This is a genomic window from Pseudomonas sp. FG29 (assembly GCF_057809355.1).
Map to the genome: position 1 here is coordinate 12,751 of NZ_JBMDJU010000015.1, position 16,485 is coordinate 29,235.

General features: G+C 62.2%; 14 protein-coding genes. 9 read left to right on the forward strand and 5 right to left on the reverse strand.

The window, feature by feature from the left end; genetic code table 11:
• Positions 1–112 precede the first annotated feature (112 nt).
• Positions 113–1,795, reverse strand: coding sequence for a cyclic peptide export ABC transporter (locus ACODS1_RS15770; RefSeq protein WP_489086406.1), 1,683 nt, complete (start codon positions 1,793–1,795; stop codon positions 113–115).
• A gap of 196 nt (positions 1,796–1,991) precedes the next feature.
• A complete protein-coding gene (locus ACODS1_RS15775) occupies positions 1,992–2,990 on the reverse strand; it encodes a FecR family protein (protein ID WP_489086407.1) in 999 nt (332 codons plus the stop codon).
• 149 nt (positions 2,991–3,139) lie between these two features.
• On the opposite strand from ACODS1_RS15775, the gene ACODS1_RS15780 reads away from it, so the two are divergent.
• The 4 genes from ACODS1_RS15780 (at position 3,140) to fhuF (ending at position 6,928) form a co-directional block, all read left to right on the forward strand.
• On the forward strand, positions 3,140–3,616 hold the full coding sequence (locus ACODS1_RS15780) for a sigma-70 family RNA polymerase sigma factor (RefSeq protein ID WP_489086484.1): 477 nt from the start codon (positions 3,140–3,142) through the stop codon (positions 3,614–3,616).
• Positions 3,617–3,784: 168 nt separating this feature from the next.
• Positions 3,785–5,107, forward strand: a complete 1,323-nt coding sequence (locus tag ACODS1_RS15785) for a lysine N(6)-hydroxylase/L-ornithine N(5)-oxygenase family protein (RefSeq protein ID WP_489086408.1) — start codon at positions 3,785–3,787, stop codon at positions 5,105–5,107.
• A gap of 59 nt (positions 5,108–5,166) precedes the next feature.
• The gene (locus tag ACODS1_RS15790; RefSeq protein ID WP_489086409.1) at positions 5,167–6,147 is read left to right on the forward strand and encodes a GNAT family N-acetyltransferase; all 981 of its coding nucleotides are present in this window, start codon (positions 5,167–5,169) and stop codon (positions 6,145–6,147) included.
• A gap of 31 nt (positions 6,148–6,178) precedes the next feature.
• Positions 6,179–6,928 (forward strand): siderophore-iron reductase FhuF, encoded by a 750-nt coding sequence (fhuF, locus tag ACODS1_RS15795; RefSeq protein ID WP_489086410.1) that lies wholly within the window; start codon positions 6,179–6,181, stop codon positions 6,926–6,928.
• 7 nt (positions 6,929–6,935) lie between these two features.
• Here fhuF and ACODS1_RS15800 read toward each other — a convergent pair whose 3' ends face one another.
• Both ACODS1_RS15800 and sstT read right to left on the reverse strand, forming a co-directional pair.
• Positions 6,936–7,703 (reverse strand): ATP-binding cassette domain-containing protein, encoded by a 768-nt coding sequence (locus tag ACODS1_RS15800; RefSeq protein ID WP_489086411.1) that lies wholly within the window; start codon positions 7,701–7,703, stop codon positions 6,936–6,938.
• 154 nt (positions 7,704–7,857) lie between these two features.
• Positions 7,858–9,081: a serine/threonine transporter SstT gene (gene sstT / locus ACODS1_RS15805; RefSeq protein WP_489086412.1), complete on the reverse strand. Its 1,224-nt coding sequence runs from the start codon at positions 9,079–9,081 to the stop codon at positions 7,858–7,860.
• Positions 9,082–9,529: 448 nt separating this feature from the next.
• On the opposite strand from sstT, the gene ACODS1_RS15810 reads away from it, so the two are divergent.
• The 5 genes from ACODS1_RS15810 to ACODS1_RS15830 all read left to right on the forward strand — a co-directional run bounded on the left by ACODS1_RS15810 (position 9,530) and on the right by ACODS1_RS15830 (position 15,680).
• Complete coding sequence (locus ACODS1_RS15810; RefSeq protein ID WP_489086413.1) at positions 9,530–10,351, forward strand: ABC transporter substrate-binding protein; 822 nt, start codon at positions 9,530–9,532, stop codon at positions 10,349–10,351.
• A gap of 44 nt (positions 10,352–10,395) precedes the next feature.
• Entirely contained in the window at positions 10,396–11,955 is a 1,560-nt protein-coding gene (locus ACODS1_RS15815; protein WP_489086414.1) for an amino acid ABC transporter permease/ATP-binding protein, read from the forward strand.
• A 43-nt stretch (positions 11,956–11,998) separates the two neighbouring features.
• A complete protein-coding gene (gene speB / locus ACODS1_RS15820; RefSeq protein ID WP_489086415.1) occupies positions 11,999–12,970 on the forward strand; it encodes an agmatinase in 972 nt (323 codons plus the stop codon).
• A gap of 43 nt (positions 12,971–13,013) precedes the next feature.
• On the forward strand, positions 13,014–13,931 hold the full coding sequence (locus ACODS1_RS15825) for a LysR family transcriptional regulator (RefSeq protein WP_489086416.1): 918 nt from the start codon (positions 13,014–13,016) through the stop codon (positions 13,929–13,931).
• Positions 13,932–14,351: 420 nt separating this feature from the next.
• Positions 14,352–15,680, forward strand: coding sequence for an MFS transporter (locus ACODS1_RS15830; protein ID WP_322978300.1), 1,329 nt, complete (start codon positions 14,352–14,354; stop codon positions 15,678–15,680).
• An 11-nt stretch (positions 15,681–15,691) separates the two neighbouring features.
• Here the strand turns inward: ACODS1_RS15830 and ACODS1_RS15835 are convergent, their stop codons facing one another.
• Positions 15,692–16,432 carry a flagellar brake protein gene (locus ACODS1_RS15835; RefSeq protein WP_322978299.1) on the reverse strand — a complete coding sequence of 247 codons (741 nt, stop codon included), beginning with the start codon at positions 16,430–16,432 and terminating at the stop codon, positions 15,692–15,694.
• Positions 16,433–16,485 lie beyond the last annotated feature (53 nt).

The following is a 16,485-nucleotide window of genomic DNA, read 5'->3' on the forward strand; positions in this document are numbered from 1 at the left end:
AGTACTCCTGATCGATGTGTAGTGTTGGTTTTAATTAGAATGATTTGCTTTAAGACGTTTGAGCGTAAAAAAACCGGAACGAAAATTTTTCGTCCCGGCTTCTTTTTGCGCGTCATGACATCGCTGAGCTTGCTGCGGCTGGCTCCGGCGTATGCTCTTTTATCGACACGATTCGCCCAGCTGCCATGTGCAACAGGCGGTCAGCGACGTGGAAGTAGCGGTCGTCGTGAGAAATGACGATCAGCGTACGGCCCTGAGCCCTTAGCTCCGGCAATAGCTCGGTGTAGAAAATGCGGCGGAACTCTGGATCCTGATCGGCCGCCCATTCATCGAACACCAGCACCGGGCGTTTCTCCAGCCAGGCCTGCACCAGCGCCAGGCGCTTGCGCTGGCCAGTGGATAGGTCGGTGGTGGAGTAATTGTGGTCATCCAGACTGACCTTGTGAGCGATCTCCAGCCGCTCCAGGTAGCGGTTGGCTTCGGCCGGTATGTCCTGGCTGCCCTTGAGCAGATCCTCGAAGAGGAAGTAGTCGGCGAAGATGGTGGTGAACAGTTGGCGGTAATCGTCTCTATTGGAGTCGGTGACGGGCTCGCCATTGAGCAGAAGTTCACCCCCTTTGGGGACGTAAAGGCCCAGCAGCAGCTTGATCAGTGTGGTCTTGCCACAACCGTTTTCGCCCGCGATGAAGAGAATCTCGCCGGGGCGGATATGCAAATCCACCGGGCCGACACCAAAACCCTCGCCGCCATCTTCGGTGGGGTAGCGGTAGTGCAGGCCGCGCAGTTCGATACCTTGCATCGGCGGGGCGCTGCGGCCGTCGTCGCGTAGCAGCAGGTTGGGTTCCGGTGAGGAGAAGCGCTGCGACAGCTCGGCGATACGGCGGAAGGCCACCTGAGCGCGGCTGACGATGGGCAACTGGCCGACCAGATGCTCTAGTGGCCCCTTCATGTACAGCAGCACCAGGATGAAGCCGCTCAGCGTCGCCTTGTCGGTACTGGGCCAGAAGCTCTGGTAGGCCAGAGCCACGCCGATGACGATGAAGAACAGGGTCGAGCCGAAACCCTTGGCGATCACGAACAGGTTGATCGAGCGAATCTGAATGTCGCAGATCCGCTCGGCTGTGCCCTGCAGGCGCTCGCTGTAGTGCTGGAAGCGGCGCGGACGGCTGATGCGCAGTTCCTTGGCGCCTTCGGCCATGGCGCGGTAGTGCTTCTGCAGGTCGTCCTCAGCGTCACGGGCCTGGAAGAAACCGCGGATGCCCTTGCTGCGCGCCACGTACTGGATGGCGCTGCCAATGACGATCGCCAGGGCAGTGGTGAGGAACATGGGCAGCGAAAGCGAGGCCAGGTAGCCCAGGCAGCCCAGGGTGACGGTCAGTGACACCGCCAGTGGGGCGAAGGCGAAAGCGAAGTCGCTGATGGTGTCGATGTCATGGGTCAGCACCGGAATCAGGCGGTGGCTGCGGTAGCGCTCGATCTGGTCGATCGGTGCCGAGATGATCTTGCTGCCCAGATCCTTGCGCAGCCTGGCGATGACGTGTTGGCCGACATAGTTGGTGCCGATGTCGGAGATGATCGAGCCGACCAGCGCCATCAGGCACAAGCCGGCGAAGCCCAGTAGCAGGGCGCTCTGCATGCCTTCGTCAGAGTGCAGGCTGTAGTTGATGGTGGCCAGAAGCGCCGTAATGCTGGCACCACCAAGAATGCCCAGCAGGGTGGCGGCGGCGAGTTGCGGTGCGAACGGGCGTAACAGCCGGAAGAGTTCGCGGAACGTACTTTGCGGAGGTGTCTGCATCATCCAGTCCTGAGGCTCGGCGCAGGGCTGCGCCGGAAAACGAGGCGACGCGGTTGCAATCGAAATGACTGCAAAGCCGAATCGTTCTTGTTAAGACGAATGAGGCAGGAGAAAACTCAACGAAAACCCGCGATCGGACTGGCAGTGCTGATTTCGTTTCGGGTGCAGGCGAGATCGCTACGTGACACACCCCCCTTTAGAGCGAGGCGTAGCGGCTCTTCAGCACCAGTGCGCCGTCATCGTGACGCTTCAGTTCGATGGGCAGTACGGTCGGTAACGATTCGATCAGCGCTTTGAGGTCATCGGTGCTATAGATCCCCCCGATACGCAGGTTGCCACTGGCGGCGTCGCCCAGGCGTACCGGTCGTTCGAGATAGCGGTTGATCAGAGGCAGGGCGACGTTGAGTGACAGGTCATCCAGCACCAGTTTGCCTTCGATCCAGGCAATGGCGCTGGCGGTACTCGCCTGTTCCACGTCGATCTGGTTGCTGCCTTGGCGGTAGCGCGCCTGCATGCCGGGCGAAAGCTGCGCCTGGCTACCCTGGACGCCACTCGGTGGGCTGACCACCACGGCGCCTTCGAGCAGGCTGACCAGCATCTGCTGGTCGTCTGTCCAGACGTTGAAGCGGGTGCCGGTGACGCGAACCTGGCCATTGTCGGTCAGTACGCTAAAGGGATGTGCGCTGTCGTGGGCAACCTCGAAGTAGCCTTCGCCGCCGCTATTGAGCCAGGCACTGCGGCGATCGCGGAAGCTGGCGAAGACCAGCCAGCTATTGCTGTTCAGTTGCACGTGCGAGCCGTCTGCCAGCATGACCTGGCGTGGGGTCTCCTGCGCTGCGTAGTAGCCGGCCTGCGCTGGCAGCAGGCCGGCCGACCAGCCGCCCAGCCAGATGGTCACCGCTCCCAGCATGGCGGCAGTGGCCATTCTGGCGGCGCGCCAGCGTTTGTGCTGACGACGGGGGCGGGCGGTTGCGTGTCGAGGCGCAGGTACATGCGTCGGGCGCAAGTGATCGGCCAGGTGCCAGATCCCCAGCATGGCGTCGTACTCGTGCTGATGGCTGGGGGCAGCGGCTATCCAGCGAGCGAAAGCCTGGCGCTCCTCGGCCGTGCAGTCCGCATCATGCAGGCGCGTGCACCAATGCGCCGCCTCGATGCTGACGCGTTCGTCTTCGTCGCTGGATTGCTGCTCGATCATTCGGGCGTTCCGAGGTTTTGCAAGGCTTTCATTTGCATAAAATGCGAGTGATTATAAGTATCGCTGAGCCGGGCTGTCAGCAAGTGTCTGTTGCCGTGACACATCAGGAACCTGCGCGGGGCAGTTCCTCCAGGGATTTAGAGAGCGTTGTGATTCAGCATTACCAAGAATTGATCCGCTACCTCAATCGCACGCTGGGTGATCGCCAGGCGGCTGCGGATCTGGCTCAGGAGAGCTTCTTGCGGCTGCTCGAGCGAAAGACCATGGATGTCATCGAGCAGCCGCGCGCCTTTCTCTTTCGTACCGCCATCAACCTGAGTGTTGACCGGCACCGCAGTGCGCTGGTGCGTGCCGCTGAGCCGCTCGAATCACTCGGGCACGATGAGCTCGACGACGCGTGTGACCCACAGGCTCAGGCCAGCCAGGCACAGCAACTGGGCCTGTTGAAGCGCGCATTGGATGAACTACCACCGGTTTGTCGTCAGGCGTTTCTGTTGCGCAAGATGGAAGGCTGTTCTCATGCCGAGATCGCCGAGCGCATGGGCATCTCTCGCGACATGGTGGAGAAGCACATCGTCAACGCCATGAAACATTGCCGCACGCGTCTGCGTCATTGGGCGGGGTGAGACCCGAGTGTCGATCTAGTATCAATAATGAGAATGATTATAAATTTCTGAGTGCCTGCCTCGTCTTTTCTTCAAGACCGCAGCCTCACGCCTTCAGGCCGAGCAAGCGGACTCTCCCAGACAGGCCCATGGCTTGTTCGTGGCAAACGGCTAAAGGACACAGGCATCATGACTCAGTTGATCGTTCCGACCTACGACGTGCTCGGCATCGGCTTCGGCCCCTCCAACCTGGCACTGGCCATCGCCCTGCAGGAGCAGGCTGAACGTGAGGGGCGTGCTTACCACGCGCTGTTCCTCGATCGGCAGCAGGATTACCGCTGGCATGGCAATACCCTGGTGAGCCAGAGTGAACTGCAGATTTCCTTCCTCAAGGATCTGGTGACCCTGCGCAATCCCACCAGCCCCTACAGCTTCGTCAATTACCTGCATGCGCAGGGGCGCCTGGTCGATTTCATCAATCTCGGTACCTTCTATCCGTGCCGGCTGGAGTACAACGACTACCTGCGCTGGGTCGGCCAGCAATTTGCCGATCAGTGCGCTTACGGCGAGACGGTGATCCGCGTCGAGCCGGTGCAGGGTGCCCTGGGCATTGATCAGCTGCGGGTGATCTCCCGCGACAGCCAGGGCAGCGAACGCTTCCGGCTCGCTCGTTCCATCGTCCTCAGCACCGGCGGCACGCCGCGGATTCCCTCGGCCTTCTCTCATCTGCGTGATGACGCCCGCGTATTCCATCACGCCCAGTACCTGGAGCGCATGGCCAGCCAGGCCTGCACTCGCCACGAGCCAATGCGCATCGCCGTGGTTGGCGGTGGGCAGAGCGCGGCGGAGGCTTTCATCGACCTCAACGACAGTTACCCCTCGGTGCAGGTGGACATGATCCTGCGCGCGGCAGTGCTCAAGCCGGCTGACGACAGCCCATTCGTCAACGAGATATTCACCCCCGATTACACCGACCTGGTATTCAACGAGCCTGAGGCCGAGCGTGAAAAGCTGATTCAGGAGTACCACAACACCAATTATTCGGTGGTCGATCTGGATCTGATCGAGCGTATCTACGGCATCTTCTACCGGCAGAAGGTGGCCAAGCAGGCACGTCATGGCTTCCTGTGCCGGCGCACGGTGGAAAGCGCGCGTGCCAGTGATGCGGGCATCGAGCTGGCGCTGCGCGACAGCGCCACCGGCAGTGTAGAGAGCAAGCGCTACGATGCGGTGATCCTCGCCACCGGCTACGAGCGCAACTCGCACCGCGAATTGCTGGCGCCTCTGCAGCAGTATCTGGGTGACTTCCGCGTCGAGCGCGACTACCGCGTGCGTGCCGATGCGCGCCTGCGGGCGGGTATCTATCTGCAAGGCTTCAGCCAGAGCAGTCACGGGCTGAGCGATACCCTGCTGTCGGTATTGCCGATGCGTGCACAGGAGATATCTCAATCCCTGTTCGAGCACTTGCCGGCGGCGATTTCGACTCCGACTCGGGCGCTGGAAAGTGCCTGAGTTGATTCGACTAAATATTTCCATCTGCCATTCGTCTTGAGGTTTTCGAGGTGATATCCATGCCCGGTGTTTCTCTGCCCTTGCCCGATGGACGCACGCTGCTGGTCGAAGGTGGCGCCCATGCGCTGACCCTCCTGCTGGATGGGCAACCGCTGCTGCGTGCCGAGCTTCAGGACGAGGTCTGGTGGCTGCAGGCACACGATATGCCGCTTGCAGTCTGGGCGTTTGCCTACCAGGGGTTCGCCATCGATCCAGGTTGCCAGCGCCTGTTGCTGAAGCTGGACGATTGCCCCGCTGAGTTGGTGCAGGCGGGGCTGCTCAGTCCTGAGGCGGGTGGCCTCTGGCAGGTGCAGCGTTCGATGTTCTGGCAATTGCCGATGCCCTGGCGACGCGGGGCTGCCAGCGAGAACTACCCGCAGCGTTTCGTGCTCAGCGAGGGGCGGCGTCACCCGCAGCGGCCGCCGAAGCCCGATGGCGAACTGTATCGTCGCTTCGACAGGCGCCTGGGCAGCTGGATCTCGCTACGTACACTGGATATCGAGGCTGATCTGGAGCGCTTCAGTCGCTGGCAGAACCATCCTCGGGTGGCCGAGTTCTGGCAGGAGCAGGGCAGCCTCGAGCAGCACCGCGAATACCTGGAGCGGCTGGCGGGCGATCCGCATGTGTTGACCCTGATCGGGTGTTTTGACGATCAGCCGTTCGCCTATTTCGAGGCTTACTGGGCCAAGGAGGATCGCATTGCGCCTTTCTATGCGGTCGATGACTACGATCGAGGTATCCACATGTTGGTTGGCGAAGAGGATCATCGCGGGCCGCACAAGGTGGAAGGCTGGCTATCGGCTCTGGTGCATTATCTGTTTCTGGATGAACCTCGCACCCAGCGTATCGTCGCCGAGCCGCGCGCCGATAATCAGCGCATGATCGGCCACATGCAGCGCCTGGGCTTCTGGCAGGAAAAGGAATTCGACTTCCCGCACAAGCGCGCCGCATTGATGATGCAGAGTCGCGAGCGCTTCTTCGACCGATGCCGAGTGTGCTGAGTCGTTTCTTCCGAACTCGCAGGGGGTGGCGATGATCGCTGCCCTTGCGCCGCTGTTCTTTGGCGAGTTCGCGAGTTATCGCGACGTCCTGGCCACCTTCGATGACCCGCGTCCGTCGTTGCCGGTACGGCAACTCCTGCAAACGGCCCAGCTCGACGAGGTCTTGCAGCGCTTCGACCCCTTGCACGCTGGCCAGGATCGTCGGGCACTGGCCTCGCAGTGGTCCAAACACTATCTGGTTCGACTGATTCCGCCGGTGGTCGCCGCCGCGCTGGTGTTGGGGCGGCGGCTGCCTCTGACGTTCGATACGGTCGAGGTGGTGCTGGACGAGCTGGGACTGCCGCAGGCCTTCAAGTTATCCGGCGATGGCGAGCTGTTTGCCGAGCAACCATCCGATGCCTTCCAGCGCTTCGCCGAACTGATCGATCATCTGCAGGCGTTTACCCAGATACTGGCCAAGGAGGCGCGGCTGTCACCCAAGGTGCTCTGGAGCAACGCCGGCAATTACCTGGAGTGGTTCGTCGGTGAAATGGGCAAGGTCTTGCCCCCCTCGCTATTGCTTCACGGCCACGAACTGATGGAGCGGGAGCGAAGCGCTGATGGCGTTCGCAACCCCCTGTTCAGGCCGGTTCGGTATGTGCAGGTTAGCCAGGCAGTGCGCCCCGACGGCCTCTGGCGTCAACGCAGGGTGTGTTGCATTCGTTACCGCCTGGACAGCCTCGCGCATTGCGATAACTGTCCCTTGCTCGATCAGCCTCTGCCTCTTACCGGCGATCTGTAGCGCTTGCTCAGTGCAGGTAGCTGATCGGCGAGCCGTCCACTGGATTGGCCATCACGCCCATGGGGAGGCCGTAGATACGCGCCAGGGTCTCACCGTGCATCAGCTCGGCTGGGCTGCCCTGAGCCAGTAGGTGGCCGCTGTGCAAGGCCAGCAGCTCGTCGCAGTAGCGCGCGGCCATATTGATGTCATGCAGCACCACCAGGACGCCGAGGCCCAGTTCGCGACTGAGATCACTGACGCGTGAAAGGATTTCGACCTGATGGGCGATGTCCAGCGCCGAGGTGGGCTCATCGAGCAGCAGGTAGCGGGTGTTCTGTGCCAGCAGCATGGCCAACCAGACGCGCTGGCGCTCGCCGCCGGAGAGCTGATCGACCAGGCGTTCGGCAAACGTGCTGGTATCGGTCAGCTCCATGGCGCGCTGGATCTGTGCACGATCCTCATCGCCAAAGCGACCGAGCGCGCCATGCCAGGGGTAACGACCGAAGCCCACCAGCTCACGCACGGTCAGGCCGTCGGTATGGGGTAATTGCTGAGGCAGGTAGGCGACCTGCTGAGCGAAGTCGCGTTGACCCCAGGCGGCCAAGGCTTTTCCGTTGAGCCGAATGTTGCCACCGCTGGGCTGCTGTTGGCGTGCCAGCAGTTTGATGAGGGTGGATTTGCCCGAGCCGTTGTGACCGATCAGGCCTACCATCTGCCCGGGGGCAATGCGCAGGTTCAGGGGATGCAGCAAAGTGCGCTCAGGAATGCTGAAGCTGACGCTTTCCAATTCGAACATGGGGCCATCCGCGGCAGTGGGTGTTGATAAGGCCGCCAATCTAATTCAAACGCTAATCGTTATCAATTTTGCTGTGTGTCTCCGCGGCCTTCACGCATCTGGCCCGGAGCGAAAGCATGCTCTCGCCCAGGCCTTCAGCTTATGGCTGTACCGTTCAGATTTTTCGCTGTTGCTCCGCCAGGCAGGCCGCCGCAGTGAACAGGGCGTCGGTGGAGGAGTTCAGCGCGGTTTCCGCCGAGTCCTGAACGATGCCGATGATGAAGCCGATGGCTACTACCTGCATGGCCACGTCGTTGGGGATGCCGAACAGGCTGCAGGCCAGCGGGATCAGCAGCAGTGAGCCACCTGCCACGCCCGAGGCGCCGCAGGCACTGATAGAGGCCAGCACACTGAGCAGCAGGGCGGTGGGCAGGTCGACCGCGATGTTCAGGGTGTGCACGGCCGCCAGGGTCAGCACGCTGATGGTGATGGCGGCGCCGGCCATGTTGATGGTCGCACCCAGCGGGATGGAGACCGAGTAGGTTTCCTCATGCAGGCCGAGGCGCTGGCACAGTTGCAGGTTGACCGGAATGTTGGCCGCCGAGCTGCGGGTGAAGAAGGCGGTCAGGCCGCTTTCGCGCAGGCAGGTGAAGACCAGCGGGTAGGGGTTGCGGCGAATCTTCCAGTACACCAGCGCCGGGTTGACCACCAGCGCCACCAGCAGCATGCAGCCCACCAGCACCATCAGCAGATGCAGGTAGCCGAGCAGTGCGTCGAGGCCCGAGGTGGCCAGGGTGGCGGCCACCAGGCCGAAGATGCCCAGCGGAGCGAAGCGGATCACCAGTTTGACGATGGCGGTCACGCCATGCGACAGGTCGCCCAGTAGTTGCTTGCTCCCGCTGCTGGCGTGGCGGAAGGCGAGGCCCAGGCCGATGGCCCAGGCCAGGATGCCGATGAAATTGCCCTTGAGCAGGGCGTTGACCGGGTTGTCGACGATGTTCATCAGCAGCGTCTTGAGCACTTCACCGATACCGCCGGGCGGTGTCAGTTCGCCGGCCTGGCTGCTCAGCACCAACGCCGAAGGAAACAGAAAGCTTGCCGCCACGGCGACCAGGGCGGCGCTGAACGTGCCGATCAGGTACAGCATGAGGATCGGGCGGATATGCGTCTGCTGGCCTTGCTGGTGATTGGCGATGGACGCCATGACCAGAATGAAGACCAGCACCGGAGCAACTGCCTTCAGGGCCGAAACGAAGACATCGCCGATGAAGCCGACGGACAGTGCGGTCTGTGGGGCGATGACGGCGAGGGCGATACCTGCGAGCAGGCCGATGATGATCTGCGTCACCAGGCTGGTGCGGTTGAGGAACTGCAGGGCAGGGGGCATGGCTTGGGACATCGCGTGGGTCTCTGGTTGCTGGGCGCGTTGCAAGTGGCGTCTCGCCTGGTTCGAGAGGGTTTTCAGCGGAGCCGGCAGAAGGCAGCCGAAAAATAGCGCGCGACTCTAGCACAGACCTGAGTAGCGGCATTGACGCAGAACGGGGATGGGCGAAGGGCTGTAACCTGCTGTCGCATCGATGCAAACCACAGCGTCTTCTGTGGTCGCTACGCAGGGACAAGAGACCGGTAAAGCGGCTGCCGCGCATGTCACTGGGTAAATTGTCAAAATGCGAAAGCTGGCTTTTGCAACTCGAGATTCATGCCTCTGCAGATCCTGTTTATGGTGACCTCGCAAGCCCATACCAATAATCACGCATCAGTGTGAAACCTCTGCCGGAGCGCATGCCCCCACGCGCTCCGGCTCTTGCAAACCTGCCCCCAAGAATGCCCATTCATAAGGAATTCCCATGCTCGGACATGTCTGCAAGCAAGGGCGGCAGGTGCTATGCGCAGCGACATTGGTCGCTGTTGGCGCCCTTACCACCGCTCAACTCGCTACGGCTGCAAGCGTCATCACACCCGGTACCTTCAACGTCGCGATGGAAATCAACTACCCGCCGTTCGAGTCCTGGGAGAACGGCAAGGTGGTCGGCTTCGACGCCGAACTCAGCGAGGCCATCGCCCGGCATATGAAGGTGGAGGTAGGTTTCCAGGATACCAAGTTCGCCAACCTCATCCTCGGCCTCAACGGCGGCAAGTTCGACGCGACGATCTCGGCGCTCTACATCACCCCGCCGCGTCTGGTTCAGGCAGACGCCATTCCCTACGCACGCAGCGGCGCCTTCATCCTGGTCGGCAAGGACAATCCGGTACAGCCCGAAGACGAAAAAGCCCTGTGCGGTCTGAAGGTGGGCTTGCAGCAGGGGACTTCATGGGTCACGCCCATCCGCGAGCTGTCCGACAGCCACTGCGTCGCCAACGGCAAGGAGCCGATCGTGGTCAGCGAATTCCCGACTGCGCCGGAAGCCTCTCAGGCTCTGTTGTCGAAGAACATCGACGCGCAGATCGAGATCGCCGGAACCGCCAGGATGTTCGCCGAGCGCTCGCGCGGCCGTCTGGTGGTCAGCTCGCCGCGCATGATCTACATGCAAACCCTCGGCATCTTCACCCGCAAGGGCAATGACGCCCTGCAGGCGCAACTGCGCCAGGCGCTGGCGGCGATGCGCGAAAGCGGCGAATACCAGGCGCTGATCGACAAGTACCAGCTCGAAGGCGTGACGCCTGACTGATGCATCGCTCCCTTTCTCGATCCGCCCGATGATGCAGGTACTCCATGACGTTCGACTGGTCTTACTTTCTATCCCTGTTCACCCTTCGCGATTTCTGGAGTGCCTGCGTCACCGTCATCGTGCTCAGCAGCGCGGCCTGGGGGCTGGGGCTCTGCCTCGGCTTCCTGCTTGCCTGTGCGCGGATGTCGGCGCGGCGCGGCCTTAGCCTACCGGCGCGGCTGTACATCTGGTTCTTCCGCAGTATTCCGCTGCTGGTACTGCTGGTATTCGTCTACAACCTGCCGCAGCTATTTCCGCAGACTGGTGCGTGGTTGGGCGATCCGTTCACGGCCGGTCTGATCGGCCTGGTGGCCACCGAAGCGGCCTACATGGCCGAGATCCATCGCGGCGGTTTGCTCTCGGTTGCCGTCGGGCAGCGGGAAGCAGGGCACGCGCTGGGTTTTTCCTACTGGACCACCTTGCGGCTGGTGGTGGTGCAGCAGGCGTTTCGTATCTCGCTGCCGACCCTGGTCAACGAGTATGTGACCATCGTCAAGCTCAGTTCGCTGGTCTCTGTGATCTCGCTCCCCGAGCTGTTGATGACCGGCCAGCGTCTCTATTCGCAGAACTTCCTGGTGTTGGAAACCCTGGCAGCGGTGGCCGTCTACTACGTGCTGATCGTCACGCTGTTCGGCTGGGGCTTCGCGCGCCTGGAGCGTTACCTCGACCTTGGGCGTCGTGCCGTGGCGCCGCTCGACGATGCAACCTGTCAGGCATTGAGAAATACCGCGCAAAGCTTGCCAAGGGCAGAGCATACCGCGCAGCCCGGGGCGCCCAAGGCATTGCGCCTGCGCAACCTGCACAAGGCGTACGGGCGCCAGCGCGTGCTCGCCGGTATCGATCTGGAGATTGCCGCTGGCCAGGTGGTGAGCATCATCGGTCCATCGGGCTCGGGTAAGACCTCATTGATCCGCACCATCAATGCGCTGGAGCGGATCGATCAAGGCGAGATCGTGCTGTTCGACATGCCTTACATCACCGCCGACAGTTCACCGACGGCGCCCCAGGTGCGGCAGGGCATCCGCCGGGTTGGCATGGTGTTCCAGAATTTCCAGCTTTTCCCCCACCTGACGCTGCTGGAGAACATCACCCTGGCGCCGCTGCGTCATCGGCTGGATACACCGGACATGGCGCGGCGCAACGCGCTGGCACTGCTGGACAAGGTCGGTCTGCTGAGTCACGCCCATCATTATCCGCAGCAGTTGTCCGGCGGGCAGCAGCAACGCGTGGCTATCGCTCGTGCGCTGGCGATGAGGCCGGACATCCTGCTGTTCGACGAACCGACCTCGGCCCTCGACCCAGAGCTGGTGGTGGATGTGCTCAACGTCATCCGCGACCTCGCGCGTGAGGGCATGACCATGCTCGTGGTGACCCATGAGATGGATTTCGCCCTGTCTACCTCCGATCGCATCGTTTTCATGGAGCAAGGACGCATTCAGCTCGATGCCTCTCCTCTACAGATTCTGCGCGGCGCATCGGATAGCTCCTCGGCTGTCCAGCGCGTACGCCGCTTCATGAAACTCGACGAGCGTGCGAGTAGCGCCGACCTGTCACCGGTTGCCTGAGCAACCGGCCCCTAAAGCCCATTCACGTCTGGAGCCCTTTCCCATGTCCCATCCCTTTCCCCAGCCACTCGATGCCTACGAGGTGCCGCGCTTCGCGGGCCTGCCGACTTTCATGCGCCTGCCAGCGTTCGAAGACCCCGCCCAGGTGCAGATCGCGCTGCTGGGCATTCCCTGGGACGGCGGCACGACCAACCGTGCCGGCGCTCGTCATGGCCCGCGTGAAGTACGCAACATGTCCAGCCTCATCCGTCGTGTGCACCCGGTCACCGGGCTGTCGCCCTATGATCGGGTACGGGTGGGGGATGTGGGCGATGCACCGGTCAATCCGATCGATCTGCTGGATGCGCTGACGCGTATCGAGGGGTTTCTTGCCGCCGTTCACGCCGCAGGTGCCGTACCGCTATCCGTGGGCGGCGATCACCTGATGACGTTACCGGTGTTCCGTGCCATCGCCCGGCAGCGCCCCATCGGCATGGTGCATTTCGATGCGCACTCCGATACCAATGACCGCTACTTCGGTGACAACCTCTACACCCATGGCACGCCGTTTCGCCGTGCGGTCGAGGAGGGGCTGCTCGACCCACGGCGTACCGTGCAGATCGGTATTCGCGGCTCCCAGGCGTCGGCCAGTGACACGGATTTTGCCAAGGAGGTGGGCATTCGCATCATCACCATGGAGGAGTTCGCCGACATCGGTGTCGAAGCCACACTGCGCGAAGCCCGGCGGATCGTCGGCAACGAGCCAACCTACGTCAGTTTCGACGTCGACGTGCTCGATCCGGCCTTTGCACCCGGCACCGGTACGCCGGAGATTGGCGGCATGACGACCTTGCAGGCCCAGCAACTGATTCGTGGCCTGCGCGGTTTGAACCTGATCGGCGCGGATGTGGTGGAGGTGGCGCCCCCCTTCGACGTGGGAGGTTGCACGGCGCTGGTGGGCGCGACGATGCTGTTCGAGCTGCTGTGTATCGTGGCTGAGTCGGTAGCCGAGCGGGCACTCTCGCAGGCCAAATGAGGCACAATTCTCGCTTCGCCATTGAACGGACGGGGCAAACGCGATGCGAGGCAATCTGAGCGACATTGACTTGCGCATGCTGCGCACGTTCTGCGTCATCGTCGAGGCGGGCGGTTTTACCGCCGCCCAGGCTCGTCTGAATCTCGGCCTGCCGCGCCTCAGCGTGATCGTGCGCGATCTGGAAGTACGTCTCGGCTATTCGTTGTGCAAACGCGGCAAGTCCGGATTCCAGTTGACGGAGCAGGGGCAGGAAACCTACGCCGCGGCGCAGGAGTTGTTCGCCAGCGTCTCCCACTTTCAGGATCGCACCACCTCGCTCAGTCAGCGCCCGCGGGAAACCCTGATGATTGGCGCGGTCGACGCCCTGACCAGCTTCGAGGCATTTCCGCTGGTACCGGCAATCAGCGCGTTTCGCCGAGCCACGCCTGAGATCGGTATCGAGCTGCACATCATGCGCCCCGACGAGCTTGAGCAGGCAGTGCTCGATGAGCGGCTCGAACTGGCCGTGGGGGCGTTTCATCACCATCTCTCCGGGCTCAACTACGCACCGCTATGCCATGAGCGCAACGTGCTCTATTGCAGCGATGCGCATCCATTCTTCGCCATGGCCGACGAGCGCCTGAACGTCGATGTTCTCAGCGAGGCCGTCTATGTCGACCGTGGTTACTTGAGCGAAAGTCGGCGGCCGCACCAGTTACGCTTTCAGCATTTCGTCAATGCCTACACCATGGAGGCCACGGCGCTGCTGGTTTTCTCTGGTACCTACATCGGCTATCTGCCCACGCACTACGCCCAGCCCTGGGTCGCGCGCGGGCGCTTGCGGCCGATACGGCCGGAGAGCCTGTCCTTCGATGCGCAGTTCGAGTGCATTGTGCGTCAGGGGTTGGAGCAGAAACCGGGTGTGAGCCGCCTGCTGCAACTGTTGCAGGCGTGCAGCGAAAGCTTCGCCCCGCCGGGATGAGCGCGCGTTGCCACGCCTGACTCTGTTCATCGCATCCCCAGATGACTGGGGTTGTTGCCCTTGCGACGCGAGCCGCGTTAGTGCGCCAGAAGGCACCCAGCAAGGTAGCGCCTGGCAGGCCGCGCCGGTATGAGGTGTCGCTCGATGTTGCCCGGGCCTTTTCTGGCGTGAGCCGCAGTGGCTGAGTCGAGCGGAAATGAGTTGGAAGCGCCGGATGAAAGGCCGCTACTCATGTACCATGCATGACGTCATAGAGCATCTGAAGCCGAGTGATCTGCCCGTCGAACTGTTCGGGCCTGAACCCATCGAAGTTCAGAATCTCTGCTATGCCACGCTGGGGGCATCCCCACCGTTTCACGATGTTCCGCTGTACTGGGCGTGAGCTACTGGCCACGCTACGCAAAAGGAGTTCTACCCACTGTGCGCCTGATCTGGAAATCCTTCCGTTCGCTGTATTTCGCCACCTTGCTGATGCTGCTTGGCTCCGGCCTGCTCAGCACCTATCTGGCCTTGCGCCTGGCTGACACGGTGGACGGCTTGTGGGTCGGTGCGTTGATGGCAGCCAACTATTTCGGCCTGGTGCTGGGCGGCAAACTGGGGCACAGGTTGATCGCGCGTGTCGGCCATATTCGTGCTTATGTGGCCTGCGCCGGCGTGGTGACGGCTGCGGTGCTGGGCCATGGTCTGGTCGAGTGGTTACCGTTCTGGCTGCTGCTGCGCATGCTGGTTGGCCTGGGCATGATGTGCCAGTACATGGTGATCGAAAGCTGGCTCAACGAGCAGGCTGACGCCAGCCAGCGAGGGCTGGTTTTCAGCGGCTACATGGCGGCGTCCTATCTGGGGTTGATCCTGGGGCAACTGGCGCTGGTGATCCATCCGACGCTGGGGCTGGAACTGCTGATGCTGGTGGCGCTGTGCTTTGCGCTGTGCCTGGTGCCGGTGGCGCTGACTCGCCGCCTGCACCCGGCGCCTCTGTATCCGGCGCCGCTGGAGCTGCGCTTTTTCATCAAGCGAGTGCCCTTGTCGCTGACCACCGTCATGGTGGCGGGGCTGCTGATTGGCTCGTTCTACGGCCTGGCACCGTTGTACGCGACGCGTATCGGGTTGAGCACCGAGCAGGTGGGTATGTTCATGGGCAGCTGCATTCTCGCCGGTCTGCTGGTGCAGTGGCCGTTGGGCTGGCTGTCCGACCGACGTGATCGTGTGCGCCTGATTCGCGGCTGCGCGGTGCTGCTGCTGATTGCCGCCGCGCCGCTCGCCGCGCTACCGGAGGTGTTTCTCGGCCTGCTGATCGGTATTGGCTTTCTCGTCAGCCTGATGCAGTTCAGTCTTTATCCGCTTGCGGTTGCACTGGCCAACGACCATGTGGAGCCCGAGCGTCGGGTGTCACTGACGGCCATGCTGCTGGTGACGTTCGGGGTGGGAGCCTGCATCGGGCCATTGCTGACCGGGCTGCTGATGCGTTTCTACGGCGCCAATATGCTCTACGCCTTCGTCTGTTTCTGCGCGTTGATCCTGATATGGCGAATTCGTCCTGAAGTGGTCACTCACCTGCATCAGGTCGATGACGCGCCGCTGCAGCACATGGCGATGCCGGGCAACGTGGCCAGCTCGCCGCTGGTCGCGGCGCTGGATCCACGGGTCGATGAGCAGACCGTACAGGAGCAGATGCAGGAACCGGCCGTAGCGATGGCGGCCGAGGCTGCGCAGAGCGAAGACCGCGAGCGCAGCGGCAACGCCGCCGGCTGAGGCGTGGGCGGTCAGTCGCTCTCGGTGCGCCGGGCCTCGCGCTGCAATTGGTAGACGAAACGTTCCACCTGGCGCTGTTCCAGACCGTTGATGCGGAAGAAGCGTGTGCCGACGAAGGTGGCATCGACTTTGGGTTCGTAGTGCACGTGACGCAGTTCCACGGCGGTGGTCATGGCGCCGAACGGCAATTGAGCGACCAGCCGTTCATGCACCTGGCCGTTCTGCAATTGCTGGCTAAGGTCGCCCGCGAAGCGCAGCTTGCAGCCAGTGGCGGAGATGTCGAGCAGATGTCCAGGCAGGGGTTCGCGTAGCTTGTCGCCAGAGAGGACGATCCTGACCAGATCGGTCTGCTTCAGCGTGGCGCGAAAGGCGCTGCGCCGCTGGTGGTAGATGACCTCGGTGGGGAGCGGGGCCCAGTAGCAGGGCGCGCCGTCGTGTTGCCCCAACTGGACGCTGTGCTCGCACTTCCAGGCTATCCGCACGCCATCGCGGAATGCTTCCACCGAAAAGCCTTCACCCTGTTTGAAAAAGCGTTCTCCATCCGAGGGAATCACTTCGTCCAGGGCGATACGCGACCGGTCACGGTCGATCTCCACGACATAGCTCTGAAAGCGTTGGTTGCGTTCGTGAAACTGGATGATCAGGGGATCGTGATACTGCAGCAGTTGGCGTAGGGTCGCGATGATTTCCATCGGCGCCTTGAGCAACTTGGGGGGCTGAGGACCATTCTCCTCGTTGAACGCACTGGACACAGTTCGGAACTCTCCGAGTCTTCGACTACGACGGGCACTAGCATACTGGCTGG